The organism is Coleofasciculus sp. (assembly GCF_046539235.1).
Taxonomy (GTDB): domain Bacteria; phylum Cyanobacteriota; class Cyanobacteriia; order Cyanobacteriales; family Coleofasciculaceae; genus Coleofasciculus.
The window spans coordinates 1-19,186 of the sequence record NZ_JBKHHI010000085.1; the positions used below are offsets into that span (position 1 = coordinate 1).

General features: G+C 44.5%; 18 protein-coding genes. 6 read left to right on the top strand and 12 right to left on the bottom strand.

The window, feature by feature from the left end:
• The 4 genes from ACLFWI_RS10215 to ACLFWI_RS10230 form a co-directional block, all read right to left on the bottom strand.
• The coding region (locus ACLFWI_RS10215; RefSeq protein ID WP_446412852.1) for an RRXRR domain-containing protein at positions 1-863 on the bottom strand (863 nt) is incomplete at its 3' end.
• Positions 864-1,104: 241 nt separating this feature from the next.
• Positions 1,105-2,088 carry a porphobilinogen synthase gene (gene hemB / locus ACLFWI_RS10220; protein WP_446409204.1) on the bottom strand — a complete coding sequence of 328 codons (984 nt, stop codon included), beginning with the start codon at positions 2,086-2,088 and terminating at the stop codon, positions 1,105-1,107.
• Between the two features lie 383 nt (positions 2,089-2,471).
• A complete protein-coding gene (locus tag ACLFWI_RS10225) occupies positions 2,472-2,873 on the bottom strand; it encodes a hypothetical protein (protein ID WP_446412853.1) in 402 nt (133 codons plus the stop codon).
• Between the two features lie 15 nt (positions 2,874-2,888).
• The gene (locus ACLFWI_RS10230; protein ID WP_446412854.1) at positions 2,889-3,779 is read right to left on the bottom strand and encodes a ParA family protein; all 891 of its coding nucleotides are present in this window, start codon (positions 3,777-3,779) and stop codon (positions 2,889-2,891) included.
• A 304-nt stretch (positions 3,780-4,083) separates the two neighbouring features.
• Here ACLFWI_RS10230 and ACLFWI_RS10235 point away from each other — a divergent pair, with 304 nt between their 5' ends.
• The 3 genes from ACLFWI_RS10235 (at position 4,084) to ACLFWI_RS10245 (ending at position 6,429) form a co-directional block, all read left to right on the top strand.
• A complete protein-coding gene (locus ACLFWI_RS10235; RefSeq protein ID WP_446412855.1) occupies positions 4,084-4,299 on the top strand; it encodes a hypothetical protein in 216 nt (71 codons plus the stop codon).
• Positions 4,300-4,850: 551 nt separating this feature from the next.
• Positions 4,851-5,612, top strand: a complete 762-nt coding sequence (locus ACLFWI_RS10240) for an FkbM family methyltransferase (RefSeq protein ID WP_446412856.1) — start codon at positions 4,851-4,853, stop codon at positions 5,610-5,612.
• The gene (locus ACLFWI_RS10245; RefSeq protein ID WP_446412857.1) at positions 5,551-6,429 is read left to right on the top strand and encodes an FkbM family methyltransferase; all 879 of its coding nucleotides are present in this window, start codon (positions 5,551-5,553) and stop codon (positions 6,427-6,429) included. The genes ACLFWI_RS10240 and ACLFWI_RS10245 overlap by 62 nt, the downstream gene beginning before the upstream one ends.
• 56 nt (positions 6,430-6,485) lie before the next feature.
• Here the strand turns inward: ACLFWI_RS10245 and ACLFWI_RS10250 are convergent, their stop codons facing one another.
• The 4 genes from ACLFWI_RS10250 to ACLFWI_RS10265 all read right to left on the bottom strand — a co-directional run bounded on the left by ACLFWI_RS10250 (position 6,486) and on the right by ACLFWI_RS10265 (position 9,963).
• Positions 6,486-7,172 carry a hypothetical protein gene (locus ACLFWI_RS10250; protein ID WP_446412858.1) on the bottom strand — a complete coding sequence of 229 codons (687 nt, stop codon included), beginning with the start codon at positions 7,170-7,172 and terminating at the stop codon, positions 6,486-6,488.
• A gap of 29 nt (positions 7,173-7,201) precedes the next feature.
• Complete coding sequence (locus tag ACLFWI_RS10255; protein WP_446412859.1) at positions 7,202-8,320, bottom strand: NAD(P)/FAD-dependent oxidoreductase; 1,119 nt, start codon at positions 8,318-8,320, stop codon at positions 7,202-7,204.
• Positions 8,321-8,794 carry a photosystem II protein PsbQ gene (gene psbQ, locus ACLFWI_RS10260; protein WP_446412860.1) on the bottom strand — a complete coding sequence of 158 codons (474 nt, stop codon included), beginning with the start codon at positions 8,792-8,794 and terminating at the stop codon, positions 8,321-8,323. It abuts the gene before it with no gap.
• A 497-nt stretch (positions 8,795-9,291) separates the two neighbouring features.
• The gene (locus tag ACLFWI_RS10265; protein ID WP_446408742.1) at positions 9,292-9,963 is read right to left on the bottom strand and encodes a BON domain-containing protein; all 672 of its coding nucleotides are present in this window, start codon (positions 9,961-9,963) and stop codon (positions 9,292-9,294) included.
• A 498-nt stretch (positions 9,964-10,461) separates the two neighbouring features.
• Here ACLFWI_RS10265 and treZ point away from each other — a divergent pair, with 498 nt between their 5' ends.
• Both treZ and treY read left to right on the top strand, forming a co-directional pair.
• Entirely contained in the window at positions 10,462-12,273 is a 1,812-nt protein-coding gene (treZ, locus tag ACLFWI_RS10270) for a malto-oligosyltrehalose trehalohydrolase (protein WP_446412865.1), read from the top strand.
• Positions 12,274-12,679: 406 nt separating this feature from the next.
• Positions 12,680-15,493 carry a malto-oligosyltrehalose synthase gene (treY, locus tag ACLFWI_RS10275; RefSeq protein WP_446412866.1) on the top strand — a complete coding sequence of 938 codons (2,814 nt, stop codon included), beginning with the start codon at positions 12,680-12,682 and terminating at the stop codon, positions 15,491-15,493.
• A gap of 217 nt (positions 15,494-15,710) precedes the next feature.
• Here treY and ACLFWI_RS10280 read toward each other — a convergent pair whose 3' ends face one another.
• The 3 genes from ACLFWI_RS10280 to ACLFWI_RS10290 all read right to left on the bottom strand — a co-directional run bounded on the left by ACLFWI_RS10280 (position 15,711) and on the right by ACLFWI_RS10290 (position 17,897).
• Positions 15,711-16,967: an FtsX-like permease family protein gene (locus tag ACLFWI_RS10280; protein ID WP_446412861.1), complete on the bottom strand. Its 1,257-nt coding sequence runs from the start codon at positions 16,965-16,967 to the stop codon at positions 15,711-15,713.
• A 115-nt stretch (positions 16,968-17,082) separates the two neighbouring features.
• Positions 17,083-17,364: a TMEM165/GDT1 family protein gene (locus tag ACLFWI_RS10285; protein WP_446408745.1), complete on the bottom strand. Its 282-nt coding sequence runs from the start codon at positions 17,362-17,364 to the stop codon at positions 17,083-17,085.
• A gap of 101 nt (positions 17,365-17,465) precedes the next feature.
• A complete protein-coding gene (locus tag ACLFWI_RS10290; protein ID WP_446412862.1) occupies positions 17,466-17,897 on the bottom strand; it encodes a TMEM165/GDT1 family protein in 432 nt (143 codons plus the stop codon).
• Between the two features lie 65 nt (positions 17,898-17,962).
• Between ACLFWI_RS10290 and ACLFWI_RS10295 the strand changes: the two genes are divergently transcribed.
• Positions 17,963-18,100 carry a hypothetical protein gene (locus ACLFWI_RS10295; protein ID WP_446412863.1) on the top strand — a complete coding sequence of 46 codons (138 nt, stop codon included), beginning with the start codon at positions 17,963-17,965 and terminating at the stop codon, positions 18,098-18,100.
• Between the two features lie 341 nt (positions 18,101-18,441).
• Here the strand turns inward: ACLFWI_RS10295 and ACLFWI_RS10300 are convergent.
• A partial coding sequence (locus tag ACLFWI_RS10300; protein ID WP_446412864.1) for a WD40 repeat domain-containing protein occupies positions 18,442-19,186 on the bottom strand: 745 nt, incomplete at its 5' end.

The window sequence follows — 19,186 nt, forward strand, 5'->3', positions numbered from 1 at the left end:
GCTATCCCTCCCCACCCTGCTAACGCTGAGGGTGGGGACTCCCGCGATACGTTGATGAAATACCCACAAGCTAACGTCACTCCATCAACCGCGTGAGTTTCCGGTTTAGCTATGGACTTGTTAACCTTATCCTTCTCTAAGCCTAGCTGAGTTCGGAGTTGAGATGTGCCGTTTCCATCCTTTTGCCAACCGTGCCGGACATAGACGGGGGCGATTTTCTCCATTTGGGATATTGCCCAATTCTGACCTGTCATCACTGGGGAGAAACCTTTCCCAGACTTAGCGCGTTTGCGCTTGGTCTGATCTATGTCGGCTTTAACCCGCTCATACCCAATTGCTGCCACCGGGAAGATAGCTGCCAATTCCTTAACTGTCCGTAATTCTAACTGTCGAGAAGCTTTAATGGATGGGGGGAGTTTACATTGTTTGCGGTTATCGAAACTGCATTGTCGATGGTTACGCTGCTTGACCCTTCGACTTCGCTCAGGGTCAACACCGAGCGGAGCCGAGGTGTTGAATGGGACATTCCGGTTAATCCGACGTCCCCGGCGAGACCTTCGCAACATGGCGCGGGTTTCCATCCGTTTCTTGACTCGCCCAAATGGGAGGATCAGATGTAGTTGTAGCAGGGTACATTTAGCCGACTGGACGCCAATACCGGAATAAGACTTACCCGGATCCACTCCTACCGCGATTGGTTGTACTTCCTCAGCCGATGGTAGTTCGGTGAGTTGAACATAGTAAACGCCCAAGTCCGACCATCTTCCCACCGCCTTGCCTTCTTTGACCCACCGTCTAGCCCTAGAGGGCTTAGTAGGCATCAGTGGCTTACCTTCTTTGCTAACTACTGGAACACGATTCATAGATATAATCCACTCGTGTAAATGTTTACGTCTCTTAAGGCATTGGTAAGGGTGTGTCCTGGAACTAGAGGGTGTCTAGAGATTCCTAGACCTACATTTAAGCTGAACTAGAGAAACGTTCAGCAGTGGTTATCCCCTACCAACTCATGCCCTATTCATGACTTCCTGGCAGGTTCCCTCTGCCAATCCCTAACCTCAACGAAGTAGGTTAGGGTTCATGAAGGTGATCATTATTACCCAATCACGCCTGTAGCCAACGGGCGGCGTCTTTGGCATGGTACGTCAGAATCAAGTCAGCGCCCGATCGCTTGAATCCGGTCAATGTTTCCATCACCACCTTCTGTTCATCAATCCAGCCATTCAGGGCGGCGGCTTTAACCATGGAATATTCACCCGATACATTGTACGCGGCAACCGGTAAATTTGTAGCTTCCTTCACCCGCCAGATAATATCCATATACGCCAGCGCTGGCTTAATCATCAGCATATCTGCCCCCTCAGCAATATCCAGTTCTACTTCCTTGAGGGCTTCCTGACTATTAGCGGGGTCCATTTGATAGGTGCTGCGATCGCCAAATTGCGGCGGGGATTCGGCGGCGTCCCGAAACGGTCCATAATAGGCAGAGGCATACTTCGCCGCATAAGACAGAATCGGCGTATCCTGGAATCCAGCTTCATCTAATCCTGTGCGAATTGCCTGGACAAAGCCATCCATCATCCCGGATGGGGCAATAATATCTGCCCCAGCCTTGGCTTGAGAAACGGCGGTTTTCTTCAGCAGTTCTAAGGTGGGATCGTTGAGAACTCGTCCGCTTAAATCCCCAACTTCCAGATACCCACAATGTCCATGACTGGTGTATTCACACAAACAGGTATCGGCAATAATCACCAATTCTGGCACCGCTTCTTTAACGGCTGTGGCGGCTTTCTGGACAATGCCACAATCATGCCATGCGCCCGTGGCTTCCACATCTTTGTTATCTGGGATGCCGAATAAAATAATCGACGGAATCCCCAGATCGTAAACTTCCTTTGCCTCTGCCACGATTTTGTCTACCGATAACTGGTAAACTCCCGGCATGGATTTGACTTCTTGGGCGATTCCCTCACCGGGTACAGCAAACAAGGGGTAGATCAGATCGCTGGTTGTGACAACATGTTCACGCACCATGCGACGCAACTGGGTAGTTTGGCGAAGACGACGAGGACGATGAATGGGAAACATAGGTTAAGATTTGAAAAGACTGGTTAACCGAACGTTTTTAGACTAGAAGACTATTGTAGAACGAGCCGTCCCCTAGGGATAGCCATCATCGCGATCGCGACGTTCGTAGTCAGCGCTTTAGCGCTTGACGCATCAAACATTCCGTCTATCGCTTTCTCTCAGCGAAAGGCATCGCCGTTCGTAGTCAGCGCTTTAGCGCTTGACGCATCAAACATTCCGTCTATCGCTTTCTCTCAGCGAAAGGCATCGCCGTTCGTAGTCAGCGCTTTAGCGCTTGACGCATCAAACATTCCGTCTATCACTTTCTCTCAGCGAAAGGCATTGCCGTTCGTAGTCAGCGCTTTAGCGCTTGACGCATCAAACATTCCGTCTATCACTTTCTCTCAGCGAAAGGCATTGCCTTTACGGGCGCGACAGCTAGCCGTTTGCACGATCAATTCTATCAAGCGATCGCGTTTTTTCCAGCGCATTGCCCGCCGACTTGAATCCATCCCATGTTCGGCAATTATATCTTTGAGTTGTTTAACCTCAAGTGGCTTTAACTGTTCCCGTAAATGTTTTTCCCCTTTTTGGTGATACAGTTCAACCGGATCAAAAACACTTTTCATCCGGCTATTGCGGCGCTTTTTCGCGGGAGATGGCTTTTTTGTCGATAAAATTTGAAATAAGGAATCAATCTGTTCAGCAAAGTCAGGATCATGTTGGTATTTTGTTAGAGTGGCTTGGGTATCGGGAAGTATTTCTTCCAGGAGTTTTATCAACGCTGTAAGTTTGTCAAGGCTCATGCAATTTATCCAAGTTCAACTGGAGTGAGACGGCTTATCTTTGATAATTTGACTCGCCGCCATTCTGATCTCTTTGGCTAAATTTAGATATTGTTCAAACTGACCCGCATATCCCCATTTTTGTCGCAAAGTTGAAAACTTATAGGGATGATTGAATTCAACGGTTTCAGCAATTTGTTGTTTGTGGGGAATTTGGGTTTCAAAGACACGGGCATCTTTACTGTATCGACGTAAATCCTTAATTACGCGATCGTGCAGTGTCATTCCGGCATTATATTTACAGATGACAATCCCTAAAGGAACAATTGGTTCAGCGATGGTTTCGGAAAACTCATGAATGGTTTTGGTGATTTGGGGAATTCCATAGGTTGAGAGAATATCCGGAATGGTGGGAATGATATAACCATGGGAAATTCGTAACCCATTGAGTGTCACAATACCTAAATTAGGTGGGCAATCGATGAGAATGTAATCATAGGGTTCAATCATGGCGCGAATTCCGCGCCGCAAAATGTTAATCGGACTAGCAGCATAAAAGCGCCCAGCGGGAATAGTCGCTAGCCTATCTTGCACATTGATTAGATCTAAACTCGACGGCAGCAAGTCTAAACTGGTTAAGTCTTTAACATTAGAAACTTGGTGTTGCAATGTTTTATGCAGATTAAACGTGGGATGTTCTGGCGCGATCGCATCCAGAAACAATTGGGCTAAGGTGTGACGATTTTCATTGAGTTCTTCCCATCGTTCTTCGCCAATCAGCATTAATGTGGCATTGGTTTGCGGATCAAGATCAATGACCAAAACTTTGCGATGGAATACCCCAGCTAGCATTTCCGCAACGGCGACGGTGGTTGTTGTTTTACCCACACCTCCCTTCAAGTTAATAAATGAAATTACAATTGCCACAAATCTACTCCAATCTCTAGATTGATTAGGGTGAATAGTTGTTGAATGAAGACTTGTCTTGACTGAGAAGAATTGAGTAGGTTCATGGGTCGCGATCGCGTCACGCTTGGTAGTAGATAATCAAGCAAAAGATTATTATTTGTCATTGGGAAGACAGGTTCTGCCAATTTACACTAATTCTCAGGCTCACCCGATTACATTGGTAGGATTAGGAGATAGCCTGTTACTGCTGATCAGCCTATCATAAGGTAGTGCTAATCACCCTTCTACTCTCCAAGGTAACAAGCTCCGATAAGAGTACGCCATGGTTACAAGCCACGAGATAGGGGCAAACCCTGTTCCTATCAGGGATAGGAGAAGAGAGGTTACCCTCAGAACCAATGTTGCGATCGCGCCCAATCTAATCCTCTCCTTACCTGTCATGGCTAACCCAACCGATTCAATAATCGGCTGCTTACTGGGTACAGCCGTTGGCGATGTGTTGGGACTCCCTTGTGAAGGATTATCAAAACATAGATAACGCCAGATTTATCCAACTATTATCAGGCATCATTTTTTCTTGAACAAAGGAATGGTTTATGATCATACTGAACATACCTGTATCATCGCTTAATCTCTAATTATCTCAGGAGATAATGAACAAAGAGCTAGGCGGTGCATCGTTACAACGGCTGGGATTTTAGTTGCTGGGTGTGCCGAAGCAAGGGGGATTTGTAATCTGACAAGCTATTTTGAAATTATGGTGATTTATGGAACTTATCCAAAAAACTCTGTCAAACCCTGTAACAGTGTTACCACAAAGCCAACGAGTGAACAATTTGCTACTGTTCTAGGATGCAGTCGTGGCATTAGGGGTTTCTTTAGGTGTATTATATCGTGCCAATGGTTATCCCCGTTTGCTTAAGCCATCAATGGGATGATCCGAGATTGTCCGATTTGGTAATCAAGACACCACCCTAGCTATTTTAGGTGGTATTATGAGAGCATGGATTCTGCTAAATATTTCCTCCCTAATCAATCCATTAATCCATATCAGCTAATCCAGTCATTTTTATTTTATACCGAACATAGATGCAAAAAAAGATTCAAAGTCAGTGGAATAAAGTCAGTTATAAAATCAGCAATCAATTTTTCAATCTAGTTGGGCATCTTTTAGTTAAAGAGTGGAATCCTAAACTACTCGGTTTAGCCAAACTCCCCATCCGCTCAATTATCGACGTGGGGGCGAATGACGGTAACTGTTCTCAGAAACTGTCCCGTATTTTTCCCCAGTCTCATATTTATTCCTTTGAACCCTTACCTGAACCATTCAAAAAACTAGAGCAATGGGGAAAACAACAAAAAGGTAGAGTCAAGGTTTTCAATATTGCCTTAGGTGATTCTATTCAAGCCATTGAAATCACTAAACATTTATATTTTAATCAATCATCTTCTATCCTAAAAACCACTCAACTTTGTGAACGCATTTACCCAATGGTCAAAAAACAGCAAACTATTGTTGTGCAACAGTCAACATTAGACCACAAAATTTCATCGCTGCCGACACCGCTTGCTCCTGATATACTGATTAAGCTTGATGTACAAGGCTATGAAGACCGGGTAATCCGAGGGGGGATTGAAACCTTTAAACAGGCTATAGCTTGTATTGTGGAAATTTCCTTAGATATTCTTTACCAAGAACAAGCTGATTTCAAAGACATTTTTCTGTGGCTAGATCAACTGGGATATTGTTATGCTGGTAACCTGGATCAAGTGCAAGGAAAAGATGGTCATGTTCGCTATTTTAATGCCGTTTTCATCAAAAAAAATAGCCGGAATAATTATGCGCGTTGAAGCTTGCTGCCAAGTATTGTTAGAACAACTATTGCCCATTATTGATCAAAAAAGAGAGGGGATTTGTATTGACGTAGGAGTGGGAACCTTTGCTTTTTATTGTGAGCGGTTTTCTCGACTGGGATTCAATACAGTCGCGGTCGAACCTCTCCCGGTAAAAAAATTACAGAAGCTATGCCAATATTACAATATTCGATTAATCAAATGTTGTCTATCAGATATCGATGGTGTTCAAAACTTATATATGGGTAAGTTTTTTGGTTTATTTAATCATAACTTTAACTCTTTATCACCCGATTGGTTTGGTGCTTCCCAGGATATAAAACAGGTCAAATCTATGACTTTATCGAGTTTACTATCAAGTATAAATGCTCAAAAAATTACTTGTATCAAATTTGATGTTGAAGGATGGGAATCTAAGATTATTAAACAGTTTAATGAATTGCCGCCATCTCTACTACCGAGAGTGGTTATGTTTGAATATGGCGGTGGCACAAGCAAACAAAATGGAAAAAGAGGATGGTCATCCACATTTCTTAATGCTACGTTGGAATGTTTAACTGTTTTAAAACAATGCGGTTATGGTTTTAGTATGATGGTCGATTATGCTTATTCGGCAAAGGAAACTATTTTTGACTTGCAATCGTCGAATTTAGACATCGATGAAATAATTCCATCTTATTCAATTTATGGAAATATTATTAGTTTTAAAAATTGGAATTATCCCGAAGAAAAAATCACCCAAATTTGTTCCCCTTATTATGGAGGAGTCGCACATCGGTTTTTGACCACAATTTTTTCCATAACGCTGAATTAAACTGTATTCCTGGCGACAAAATGTTAAAGGATGAATTTTAGTTAAAATCAACCCTTCTAAATTTTTTGAACAAGCTGGTGACGTCGAGATTTAACGATTTCAGGAATATATCTATTCTTTTCATCTTGACCTTGAAAACCTAGCCGCTCATACACACTACCACCAATACCAGGTAAAACTATACCTTTATCATCTCGCGTGGAATCTTTAGCAAAGTAGAAAAACTCAAATTTACTGTAAATATTCTTGTTGAATTCACTCCTTAAGTTTTCTTCTGCTGTTTTATAAATTACTGGTGCAGCAATAAGTATTTTTTCGGGTTCAATTTTTTGAATTAGATTAGTTAGATTTGTCCTCACTACACAAGCACCAGAGATAATGGACTTAATCACGATTAAATACTGAACGATATCATTATTAACAGGCTCTTGGTACTTTTTGAGTATCGGAGCAACTTTTAACTCGTTTATCTCAAAGGGGGAAAATCGTTGATTCCAAAAACAAGCAAAGGCAAGTTTTGAAACTTTAGGTTCTAAAGTCGTGAGAATTCCTTTGGCTAAAAAATCTGCATCTTCAACGGTACAGGCTAGATATACATTGCTTTGACTATTAATAGACTTTAAAATTGAATTGCCAAGTTTTACCCCTAGCTTAAACATAACTGAGCGATAGGCTTCAGGAGATGTGCTTTTATCTCCTAATTTATCGAGAAGTTTTTTGGTACACTTCGTCTTCACCGTCATCTTAAATAAACCAAGCCCTGCACTAAGTTTTAAGTTGCACAGATGATCCTTTGAATCTCTTGAGCGGTAGCTGGGGCGAGGAGAACACCGTTGCGATAGTGACCCGTTGCCAGCAAGACATTATCATAACCTGATAGTTTACCAATAACCGGAGCTGGTTGTCCTTCTGGACGAGGACGTTTACCTAACCAAGTGCGAACCACTGTGGCTTGGGCTAAAGCGGGACAAAAGGCGATCGCATCTTCCTTAACCTGTTTCAGTAACGCTGGTTCTGCAACTACTTCAGCGCCATGAGGAAACTCCACCGTCGCCCCTACCCAATAATCACCACCCCCAATTGGCACAATATGCACATCATCCCCTGTAATCACGGGCTGAAACTCCGGCTTGCCGATTGTACCCGCTAGGCGTAATTGCAAGGCTTGACCGAGAACGGGTTTGAGTGCGATCGCAGGCGATTGATCCGGTGGAGATCGCAGAAAATTGACCAATTGCGCCGAACCTAATCCAGCCGCAATTACCAGCCAATCCACTGCCAAAGTTTCCCTGTTTGTGTGAATTTGTTGGCAAATTCGCTGATTGGAACCATTAACAGGCATGGATTCTACTCCTTCCACACCAACGCCAAACTTAAACGTTACGCCCCTCTGTTGGGCAGCAGCAACTAGGGCGTGAGTAAGGGCGGTAGGTTCAACTTGTCGGTCATTGGGAGAATAAATCGCACCGATACTATTCTCCAGATTAAGCTGAGGACAGTGGGATTGAACTTGATCAGTATTCCAAATTTCCAGTTGCCATCCTTGGGATTGGCGAATTTTGACTAAATTCTGCCAACGGGTTAAATCGTCGTTTTCAAACGCCAGCATTAGAATGCCTTGACGGTTAAAGGGAATGTGATGCCCAGTCAAGGTTTCCAATTCCGGAATCAGGGTGTCATAGCGCTGCATACTGGCTTGGCGCAACTGCCATGTTCTCCCCTTAACCTTTTGACTAATCACACCCATCAAGACACCTAAAGCCGCCCCAGTTGACCCTTGGGCGGGCGGTTGTCGATCTAGCACAGTCACCTGTAGCCCCGAAACGCTACTTAGTTGGTAGGCGATCGCAGCCCCAACAATTCCACACCCAATGATGGCAACATGAGTCATTCAGGTAACTCCGACTGCATTACTGGCATCAGGAATCAGCTTTAAGTACCGATCAAAGTCGATTAATGCCTCTTGATAATTTTTGATGGCAAGTTGATAGTTGCGGCTTTCCGCGGCGGTGTTTATTTGCTGCAAATGTTCAAACAAGTCGTCTGCTGCTTCACTGGCTGCCTTTTGTTCTTGAGGAACCAATTGGCGTGTCAGATAACTCATGGTTCGCCGCAAGCTACCTAATGGACCATGAATATAAGTGCTGACATCCACCCAATTACGGTTATCAATTTTCGTTTTCAGAACGGGCATTTTTTCCCGCAGTTCCGAAAGGTTAGACACCGTGCGCTGAATCTGCTCAACCTGCTGAGATGTGTAAGCTGGAGGCGGTGCAGTTGCCGCAGGACTACCGCAGCTTACTAAACAGGTGGTCACCAGCGCCAGCATCAACGCCAGAATGGAGCGATAACTTCTGATCAGCATGAGTTTCCTCGTATACAATCCTTGATCTTGATATAGACAAACAAATACATTGGGTTATAGCTCAACCCAAACGCTAATTTAGCCTAACTAGAGGTATTATAGGGGGTGTTGCCAATACTACTGAAGTGGCGCAGGAAAGGTGTTGGTTCGGCTTTGATCAGACCCAAGTGCTACTCGATACAACCATGCATAGTGCGATCGCGACCAACAGGCGGCGAGTGCCCTGGATTCCTACCCAGCCGAGGTTAAGCGATTTCAAGCAGGTATTACGGAATGATAAGAAAAACTACATCAGTTAAACACGGATAACATTTTCCCGATTTGGGACTGGACAACTGCCAAAAATTGAGTATACTTAGGTTGTGTGTGTGAGGAAAAGGAAAAGGCGCTTGGGGTCGAAACACGGCAAGACTCCCAGGCGCTTTTCCCATATCAGTCTTTGTCTACCTGATCCCCGAGTTCTTAAAGCCGTCGGGAATCTAATCTAATTCACTCTTTTATGCGTAACGGATAGAGAGTTGATCGACGACATTAATCACACCACTTGTATAAGCAGCGGCGTTGTAGGCAGCTTGCCATGCCGACCAATTAGCAACTGTACCACTGAGGGTGACGACACCATTGCTAACTTTTACCGTCACATTATCAACATTGACATTGAAATTGCGTTCTAAAGCGGCTTCAATGTTTCTGGCGATTACCTCATCACTTAATTTTTCCGTAGGTACAACACCCAATTCGTTGATTACATCGATGACACCGGTAATGCCGTAGGCATCCTCTTCCGCCTGGATTTTCTTCCAGTAATTATTTACAGTTCCGGTGAGAGTGACGACTCCTCCAACGACACCGACATTAATTTTGCTGGAGTCGATGTTTGGCTCTAACGTTAGGACAGTTTTGATATTGGCAGCAATTTCGCTATCCGCCGGGACAGTTACGGTAGTAGGATACTGCACCCGCAGTTGGTTATTAACCTTAACCACTCCTGGCACCGTCCAAGCATCTTCTGCGGCGGCGACTTTGGCACGGTAGCTGGGTACAACGCCAGTCAAGACGGCTGTGCCATTATCAACAGTGACGTTAACGTCAGTTGCACTCACCCGGTTATCCCAAAGCAGTTGAGATTTCACTTGGTTGTTTAATTCGGGATCGGTTAGTAAAACCATACTAAACTTATACCTCTTGGCTATTAACTCACAATCAGTTGGACGAGAATGTTTTATCTGATTCTGGACGTCTATTGATTTATGACGAAATTTTGTCCAGAGAGAGTGACAAAGCAATCAACACTCTGGATTCATCCTGTCTTGCTTGATGCAAGGTTAGCCTCTCTCTGAGGAGGGATCTAATTGTTACAAAAGGATGTGATGGTTTTTACAAAAATCTGGTCAAATTAAAAGGGTTGGCATTGTTCATCGGGCTTGTCTTATTTATCTTTCTTGGGCTTCTTATCGTGTTGGCGGTGGTCGAAAGCTGATGATCAGGCAAGTAATAAAAGCCAAAACCCCTGTAAAATTACACCAGATGTTAGATTTAAAAGTCATAACATCTGGGGTAATCTGATCAGGTACGGATGGGTCGCCCGTTGGCTGATTCCGAGTCGGGCGATCGCACGGCTAAAACCTTGACAAGTTTCTCAGACCATGCATTTACAGAGGGGTGATATGAAAATTGGCAGCAACTACCTGGGTAACGGTCAATGTGAATTCCGAGTTTGGGCACCGTTTCGGGACAGCGTCGCGGTTCACATCCTCTCTCCCCAAGATCAAGTGATTCCCCTACAAAAGGATGAATCGGGATATTGGCAGGAAACGGTAAAAGCTGACCCTGGAACGCTCTACGTTTACCAACTCGATGGGTCACTGGAACGACCAGATCCCGCCTCCCATTACCAACCTGAGGGAGTCCATGGTTCCTCTCAAGTCGTGGATCACCAATTTGACTGGACGGATAATTCCTGGCAAGGAATTCCCCTCAAAGACCTAATTATTTACGAACTCCACGTCGGTACATTTACCCCAGAGGGAACCTTTGCATCGATTATTCCTCGCTTAAGTTACCTTCAGGATTTAGGCATAACCGCCATTGAAATTATGCCCGTTGCCCAGTTTCCCGGAAGCCGCAACTGGGGGTATGATGGGGTTTATGTCTATGGTGTGCAAGAGTCCTATGGGGGACCTGCGGGGTTGAAAAAGCTCGTGGATGCTTGTCACCAGGCGGGGATCGCGGTCATTTTAGATGTGGTGTATAACCATTTAGGACCCGAAGGCAACTATCTCTGGGCGTATGGTCCCTACTTTACCGATCAATACCGTACCCCTTGGGGCAATGCGGTTAACTTTGATGGCGCTTATAGTAATGAAGTGCGGAATTTCTTTATCCGGAATGCCCTGTACTGGTTAGATAAGTACCACATTGATGCCCTGCGCGTTGATGCGGTTCACGCGATTTACGACATGAGCGCTCAACCCTTTCTACAAGAGTTAGGGGATGCTGTCGCCAACTTCAATCGCACCACGCCAGTGCAACGATACGTCATCGCCGAAAGTGATCTCAATGACGTGCGCGTAATTAAACCCAGGGAAGAAGGGGGATTTGGTCATGATGCTCAATGGTGCGATGACTTTCATCATATCTTGCATACCCTGTTAACGGGCGAACTATCGGGATATTACGCAGATTTTGGCAAAATTGAGCAGTTGGCAGTCGCTCTGCGCGAAGGCTATATCTATAGTGGACAATATTCCAGCTTCCGCAAACGCAACCATGGCAATTCAGCCGCAGATCGTCCGGCGGAACAGTTTGTCGTCTGTATCCAGAACCATGATCAAATTGGCAATCGACTGATTGGCGATCGCTTATCTACTTTGGTAGACTTTCAGGGGTTGAAGCTAGCCGCGGCGACGGTATTGCTTTCTCCCTATATCCCGATGCTATTTATGGGTGAAGAATATGGAGAAGATGCACCGTTTCAGTATTTTGTCAGTCACAGTGATCCCGATTTAATTGAAGGTGTGCGTACCGGGAGGGCGGAAGAGTTTAAAGCCTTTGGTTGGGACAACGCCCCTGATCCCCAAGGGACAAAAGTCTTTGAGCAGTCAAAACTACAGTGGGAGAAGATAGACCAAGACAAATATGCCGTATTGCGGCGCTGGTACAAACAGTTAATTCAGCTACGCAAAGAGACCCCAGCTTTGGCTACACTAGATCGGCAGAATCTTAATGTATCGAGCTTGTCCCCAGAAAAGGTTATTGTTATCCATCGCACGGCTGGAGATAGCCAAGCTATCGGCTTGATCAACTTTGCCAACGATGCGGTAACGGTTTCGCCTCAGATTCCCCCAACGAACTTCTCAAAAGTGATTGACTCGGCGGATAAAGAATGGATGGGTGAGGGATCTCACCTCCCCCAACAGCTACAAGCTGGACAATCCTTAACCCTTGCTCCCCTGAGTTTTGCCTTATATGCTCAGTGACACTAGCGTCGGTTCAGTCGTCAGGGAGAGGCGTAATCCGCCCAAAAGAGGATGTAAGCCCAGTCAAAATCATACCATTATCAACAAATAAGCTGTTACCTAGAGATAATGCATGTATTGGTTGATTTGTCAATCTTGGTGGCTAATATCAGATTCGCTTTTGTCACCCCCTTTATCCCTTGAGGTACTTTTTCCTGGAAACCATCTGCCTGGGAGCCTTCCTGTCCGGTACTCTTGCTGTTGCTCAGAGCCAATCCCTGTATAATGAACTAATGTTAAGCTATGATTTAAGCATTACGTTCAACGCAACTATCCTACGGTTTAACGCCACTGTTAACAAGCCATTTTTAGATCGATTCTTAGAGCCAACGCTCTGTCAGTTGTTTAACCCCTCTAAAAGCTTATGATGCGGATTCCAGTCGCCACCTATAGAATTCAATTTAATCCTGAGTTTACCTTTGAGTCAGCCAAAGCGATTATTTCCTACTTGGCAGAATTAGGAATTTCTGACTTTTATGCATCCCCCATATTTAAAGCCAGATCCGGTAGCACTCATGGCTACGATGTGGTTGATCCCAATCAAATAAACCCAGAACTCGGCGGATTGGAGAACTTTGAGTCTCTAATTGAGGAGGTGCAAAAGCATGGGTTAGGATGGCTTCAGGATATTGTGCCGAACCACATGGCTTTTGATCGTCAAAATCCCATGCTGGTCGAAGTTTTAGAGAATGGTCCCAATTCTCAATATAAAGACTACTTCGATATTAATTGGGAACATCATTATGAGGGCATTCGGGAGCGAGTATTAGCACCATTTTTAGGGAAATTTTGTGGCGATTGCTTAGAAAGTGGCGAACTAAAACTCCAGTATAACCAAGAAGGTTTTACGATTAATTACTATGACCTACAGTTTCCCATTCGCATCGAATCATACTCCAATGTCTTAACCTACGATTTGTCACGTATTCGCCGGAAATTAGGCAGAAATCATCCTGATTTTGTCAAGTTTCTGGGCGCTCTCTATGCGTTAAAATACATTCCCTCTGGCGAAGAAGGAACGGAACGCTACGACCAGATTGGCTTCATCAAGAGCATGTTATGGGAACTCTGGAATGATAGTGTGGAGATCAGGGATTTTATCGACGAAAATATTCAAATCTTTAATGGAGAACCCGGAAAACCTGAAAGCTTTGACTTGTTAGAGCAATTATTAGGTGAACAGTTTTTCCGCCTCGCTTACTGGAAGGTGGGTAATGAAGAACTGAATTATCGGCGATTTTTCACAGTCAATGACCTAATTTCCGTTCGCATCGAGGATGAACGGGTGTTTAATCACAATCATGCTTTGATCTTCAAGCTGATTGAAGAACAGAAATTTAGCGGCGTCAGAATCGATCATATCGATGGACTGTACGATCCGGCTCAATATTTGAATCGCTTGCGAGATCATGCGTCTGATACGTATATCGTGGTTGAGAAAATCTTGGAAGAGGATGAAGATTTGCCGCTAACGTGGCCCGTACAAGGGACGAGTGGGTATGATTTCTTAAACAAAGTTAATGGCATTTTCTGTCATCAGCAGACTCAGCCGAAGTTTGACAGCGTTTACTATCGCTTTATTGGGAATTCCATATCATATCAAGCCATAATAGATGAAAAAAAGCGATTGATTATCGCCAAGCATTTGACCGGCGATATCGATAATTTAGCCAATTTACTCAAGCGAATTTCTGGTCGATACAGATACGCCAGTGACTTTACTATCTATGCACTGAAAGCCGCTTTGGTTGAAATCATGGCGCTGTTTCCCGTATACCGAACTTATGTAAGTCCAGAAGGTTTGAGCCAAGCGGATCGAGATTGTATTGAGTACGTCATTAGCAAAGCCAAAGAAAATACGCCAATTTTCTTTAACGAACTGACGTTTATTGAGAAGTTTTTATTACTGGAGGTTGATGAGTCACTCAATCCCGAAGAAGCCGAACAATGGCGTTATTTTGTCATGCGGCTACAGCAGTTTACCGGACCGCTGACAGCCAAGGGGGTAGAAGATACGGCGTTCTATATTTACAACCGTCTCATCTCTCTCAACGAAGTGGGTGGTAATCCGGGTGAGTTTGGCGTTTCCTTAGATGACTTTCATGAATTTAACCAACACCGCATCGCTTATTGGCCCCATACAATCAATACAACAGCAACCCACGATACAAAACGGGGTGAAGATGTAAGAGCTAGAATTAATGTCCTTTCCGAAATTCCCGGCGAGTGGGATAGTATGTTGAGAGAATGGCAGGAAATAAATGCGGTTCACAAGGATTGTATTGATGGGTTAGATATTCCTGATCCCAATGACGAATATTTTCTTTACCAAACCTTGCTGGGAACCTTTCCCTTTGATGATGCGGAGTTCCCTACTTATGTGCAGCGGATCAAAGACTATATTATCAAGGCAATCCGAGAGGCAAAAGTCCATACCGCTTGGTTGAGACCGGATACCAACTATGAAGAAGGGTTTATTCGGTTTGCGGAACGCTTACTCAAAGATCCCCATGACAATCCCTTTTTAGAAGCGTTTCTACCCTTTCAACGCAAAATTCAACATTACGGCATTTTTAATAGTCTCTCCCAAGCCTTGTTGAAACTGACATCTCCGGGGGTTCCTGATTTTTACCAGGGAACAGAACTGTGGGATTTAAGTTTAGTTGATCCCGATAATCGCCGTCCGGTGGATTTTGAACAGCGGCTGGCGTTAGTTCAAGACTTGAAGCAGCGCTTTGAAACGGATAGCCTGGGTTTAATTCAGGAACTTTGTCAGACTCCAGAAGACGGTCGAATTAAGTTATTTGTGATTTATCAAGCCTTAAAAGCACGGCGCGATTATTTAGAGGTATTCCAGCGAGGAGATTACCAGAAAATGACGGTTATTGGTAGCTTGAAGGATCATGTGGTTACCTTTGCCCGAACTTGGGATCATACAACGGTGATTATCATTGTCCCTCGGCTGTTGACAAGTTTAGTCAAGCCAGGAGAATATCCCATGGGTGAACAAGTTTGGCAAGAAACCCGGATTTCTTTACCTTCTAGTTCGTCGTCTATGTGGCGGGATGTGATGACGGGACGGGAAATTCAGGGGGACGATACATTGTGGATTCGAGATGTTCTCAGTGATTTTCCAGTGGCGTTATTGATAAACACTGTAGGGGCGACCCGCCGCACATAATTTACACCACCGAACCATTAATGGACTCGGGTCGCCCTCCACGGGGTTTCGGCAATTATCTGACATCACGTACTTTGAGAAAAGGGCGAGTCGAGACAGGTTAATTCTCACACCGTTATAGTTGTGCAGCGACTCGCCCCTACAAAACCAATTACCAATTACCAATTACCAATCAACAATCAACAATCAACAATCAACAAATAATAAAATGAATGATTCATTGATTAAACACCATGGCTGGATCAAGGCGTGTCACTTTCTGAATCGCGAAAATAGCCGAACCGACGCACATTCCCACCGTGATCACCAAAACCGCGATCGCGGATACGGGGGTGATCAGAATCAGAATCCCCTGAGTTGCTGATGTCCACAAAGCTACACTGTAACAGAGAATCATGGCGGGGAGATAACCGAGAACCGACATCCACATCGCCTGTTCAATAATTACGCCGTAAATGCGCCAATCTGACGCGCCAATTGCCTTTAGCGTACCAAATTCTTTAATATGGTCAGCTACAGAGGAATAAAGAATTTGACCGACAATAATCACACCAACGACTACACCAACCACCGCCCCCAAACCCAGAATAAAACCAATTCCGGTTCGCTGTTGCCAAAAGTCTTGATTCCTTTTAATAAACTCCTCGCGAGTATAGGTACTCACATTCGGTAACGCTTTCTCTAATCGTGCTTTCAATTGCGACAAATCCTGATCCGGTTCCGCCGCAATTAAAACATATTGAATCAAATCAGAAGCAACTAATGGATTAGGTGGCGGTGGGGGTTGATTCCGGAGTTCAGATTCCGATATTCTCGAATAAGTATTGGTACAAATTAAATTTTCAGAATCTGACGGCAATTTACAAGATAGTTCCGACTTTTGACCCGATGTTAAGAACGCATTGGCACTGGTTAGGGAAGTAAACATGAAGGAATTGGACACAATTGATGCATTCCCTTGAGTGAAACCCACCACCCGGGCTGGCAAAGAATTTACACGGGCAATATCCCCAATCTGTTGCACATTCAGGGAATCTTGATTGGTTGCATCTACAATAATTTTATAGGGTTCAGATAAATCTCTCACATCGCCTTGCACCAGATTTATCGGTTGAAATAATTGCCCATTGGGGTCAAATCCTACCACTCTGACGCGGGTAATTTCCCCTTGGGGTGGATTCCACAACGCACCACTAAAAATCAGGGCTTCCGCTTTAGCCACGCCTTCCACATTACGGGCAGATATAACATGGGATAAGGGAATGGGTAGTGTCAACTCCATTTGCACCAATTTATCCGATGCGACCCAAATATCTGCGTTGGAATTGTAAATTAACTGAGCTGTGGATTGGGTAAATCCATTAAAAATACCCGTTTGCAAGGTAACTAAACTCACCGCAAACATAATTCCAGCTTGGGCGACTAAAAAGCGGGGAATGTCTTCGAGTAAGTTTTTCCTAGCAAGAGAAACCATTTTCGTGTGTTTTTTGTTTAGAATCTCTCTGAAAATTTGGTCAGGGCGGGTTTAGTTACATCTGGGTGAGGGAAGAAACAATAATAGTAAAACCCGCCCCTACATAAAAACGTTCTCAGGCTTCATCTTCAGAGGGCCACAGCAAGCGAACAGCCATTAATGCGAAACCTACTGCCGCGATCGCTTTTAGCATTCGCACGGGTAATAGTTGCGCTACGCCTCCCCCAGCTAATACGCCAATCAACGTGGCTAACAGCAATGCGGCTACAGCCCCCAAGAATACCGCACGAGGCGATTTGAGGCTACCGCCAAGCGCGATCGCAGCCAGTTGGCTTTTGTCTCCAATTTCGGCTAAGAATACGGTAATGAAACTTAATCCGAGTAATTGCCAATCCATAATCTTCAAAACTCTCTGATTTAGTCGGGGTGGGTTTAGTCACATCTGGGTGCAAAGAAAAAGATAGTGGTAAAATCCGCCTCTACACATTCCCAATTGTTTCATCCGAGTTGCACCACATCCCACAACAGCATAACGGAAATGAAGAGTAATAATGTCCCGGCGGCGGTTTCCAGGGTTTTGGGCGGTAAACGCTTGGCTAACCAGGTTCCCAGCAAGACACCGATTAAACTGGTGGCAATGAGTGCGATCGCGGCACCTGTAAACACAATCCACGGGGATTGAGATTCTGCACTGATTAGCAGGGTAGCTAGTTGGGTTTTATCACCAATCTCAGCTAGAAAAATAGTTAGGAAGGTTGAACTAAAGATACCCCATATCCCCCGTTGGCGCTTGACGAGGGGACGCAAACTGGTGGGAGTGGGGGAAATTGGTAACTCAGAGGGAGCAGAGACATCTTTGGGGGCTGGATTCATCGAGGAAAAGGGTGCTGTCAGGACAAAACCGACGATGGGCAAGGAAGATAGTTTCACAGGGATTGCTCAGTTCACGTCAATCTTTTTTCATATTCTATTCATCTTTGCAGAACTTTACAAATTTGACTACGATCCAGGCTGAAGTCAATATCCTTGAGAGTCGGTCAGTATTCTGGATTTCTGACAAAACGCGATCGCTACTGATGGAAGCCCTGCTTTATAAAGGTTTGAAGTCATTTCTCCTCCCCAGTCGCCTATAACAGTGTGTTGTTGATTCAAGAGTTAAATTTATCATTCTCATGAGGTATTTCCCCCTCTCCCCCAACCCCTCTCCCACCAGGGGAGAGGGGAGAATTAAATTGACTTTAGTGTTTATGTTTTGGGTGAATAAGAGAGGGAATTAAGTTGATTTTTAGCTATTTTTTCTATTGATAGGAGAGACATAAATAGAGCAATTGTCCGGTTCCCCTTCTCCTATGAAACAAAAGCGAAGCATCCTCTGTCCTCCCCCCTCTTCGTAGGGGGGAACGAGGGAGGTGGGAGAAGGGGTTAGGGGATGAGGGTGACTCAACTCCCTCAATGAAAAAAGTAAAAAAACGCTCTATTGTTCTGTACCAATGCCATCACACAAGTCCCTATCTTCCACATTTGGATTATACAACAAATAATTGCGTATCCTGTCGCAACTGCGCTCCATTAAATTGTCAAAGTCCACATTCCATAATTTTATGGTGTTGTCGAAACTACCAAAAGCTAAAGTCTGACCATCCGGGCTGAAACTTACGCTAATGACCGAATTATCATGACCCAGGGGAGTGGTAATTTCTTTCCCTGTTTGCACATCCCATAGTTTTATGGTGTCTGCACTACCAGAAGCTAAGGTCTGACCATCGGGGCTGAAACTTACGCTATTGACAGAAGTATCCTGGAGAGTGGTAATTTCTTTGCCTGTCTGCACATCCCATAGTTTTATAGTATTGTCTCCACTACCAGAGGCTAAGGTCTTACCATCCGGGCTGAAACTTACGCTATTGACAGAAGCACCATGACCCAGGAAAGTGGTGATTTCTTTGCCTGTCTGGACATCCCATAGTTTTATAGTATTGTCCCAACTACCAGAAGCTAAGGTCTTTCCATCCGGGCTGAAACTTACGCTTCCGATATAATGATCATGACCCAGGAAAGTGGTGATTTCTTTGCCTGTCTGGACATCCCATAGTTTTATGGTTTTGTCTTTGCTACCAGAAGCTAAGGTCTGACCATCGGGGCTGAAACTTACGCTATAGACGTAAGAATCATGACCCTGGAGAGTGGTAATTTTTTTGCCTGTCTGCACATCCCATAGT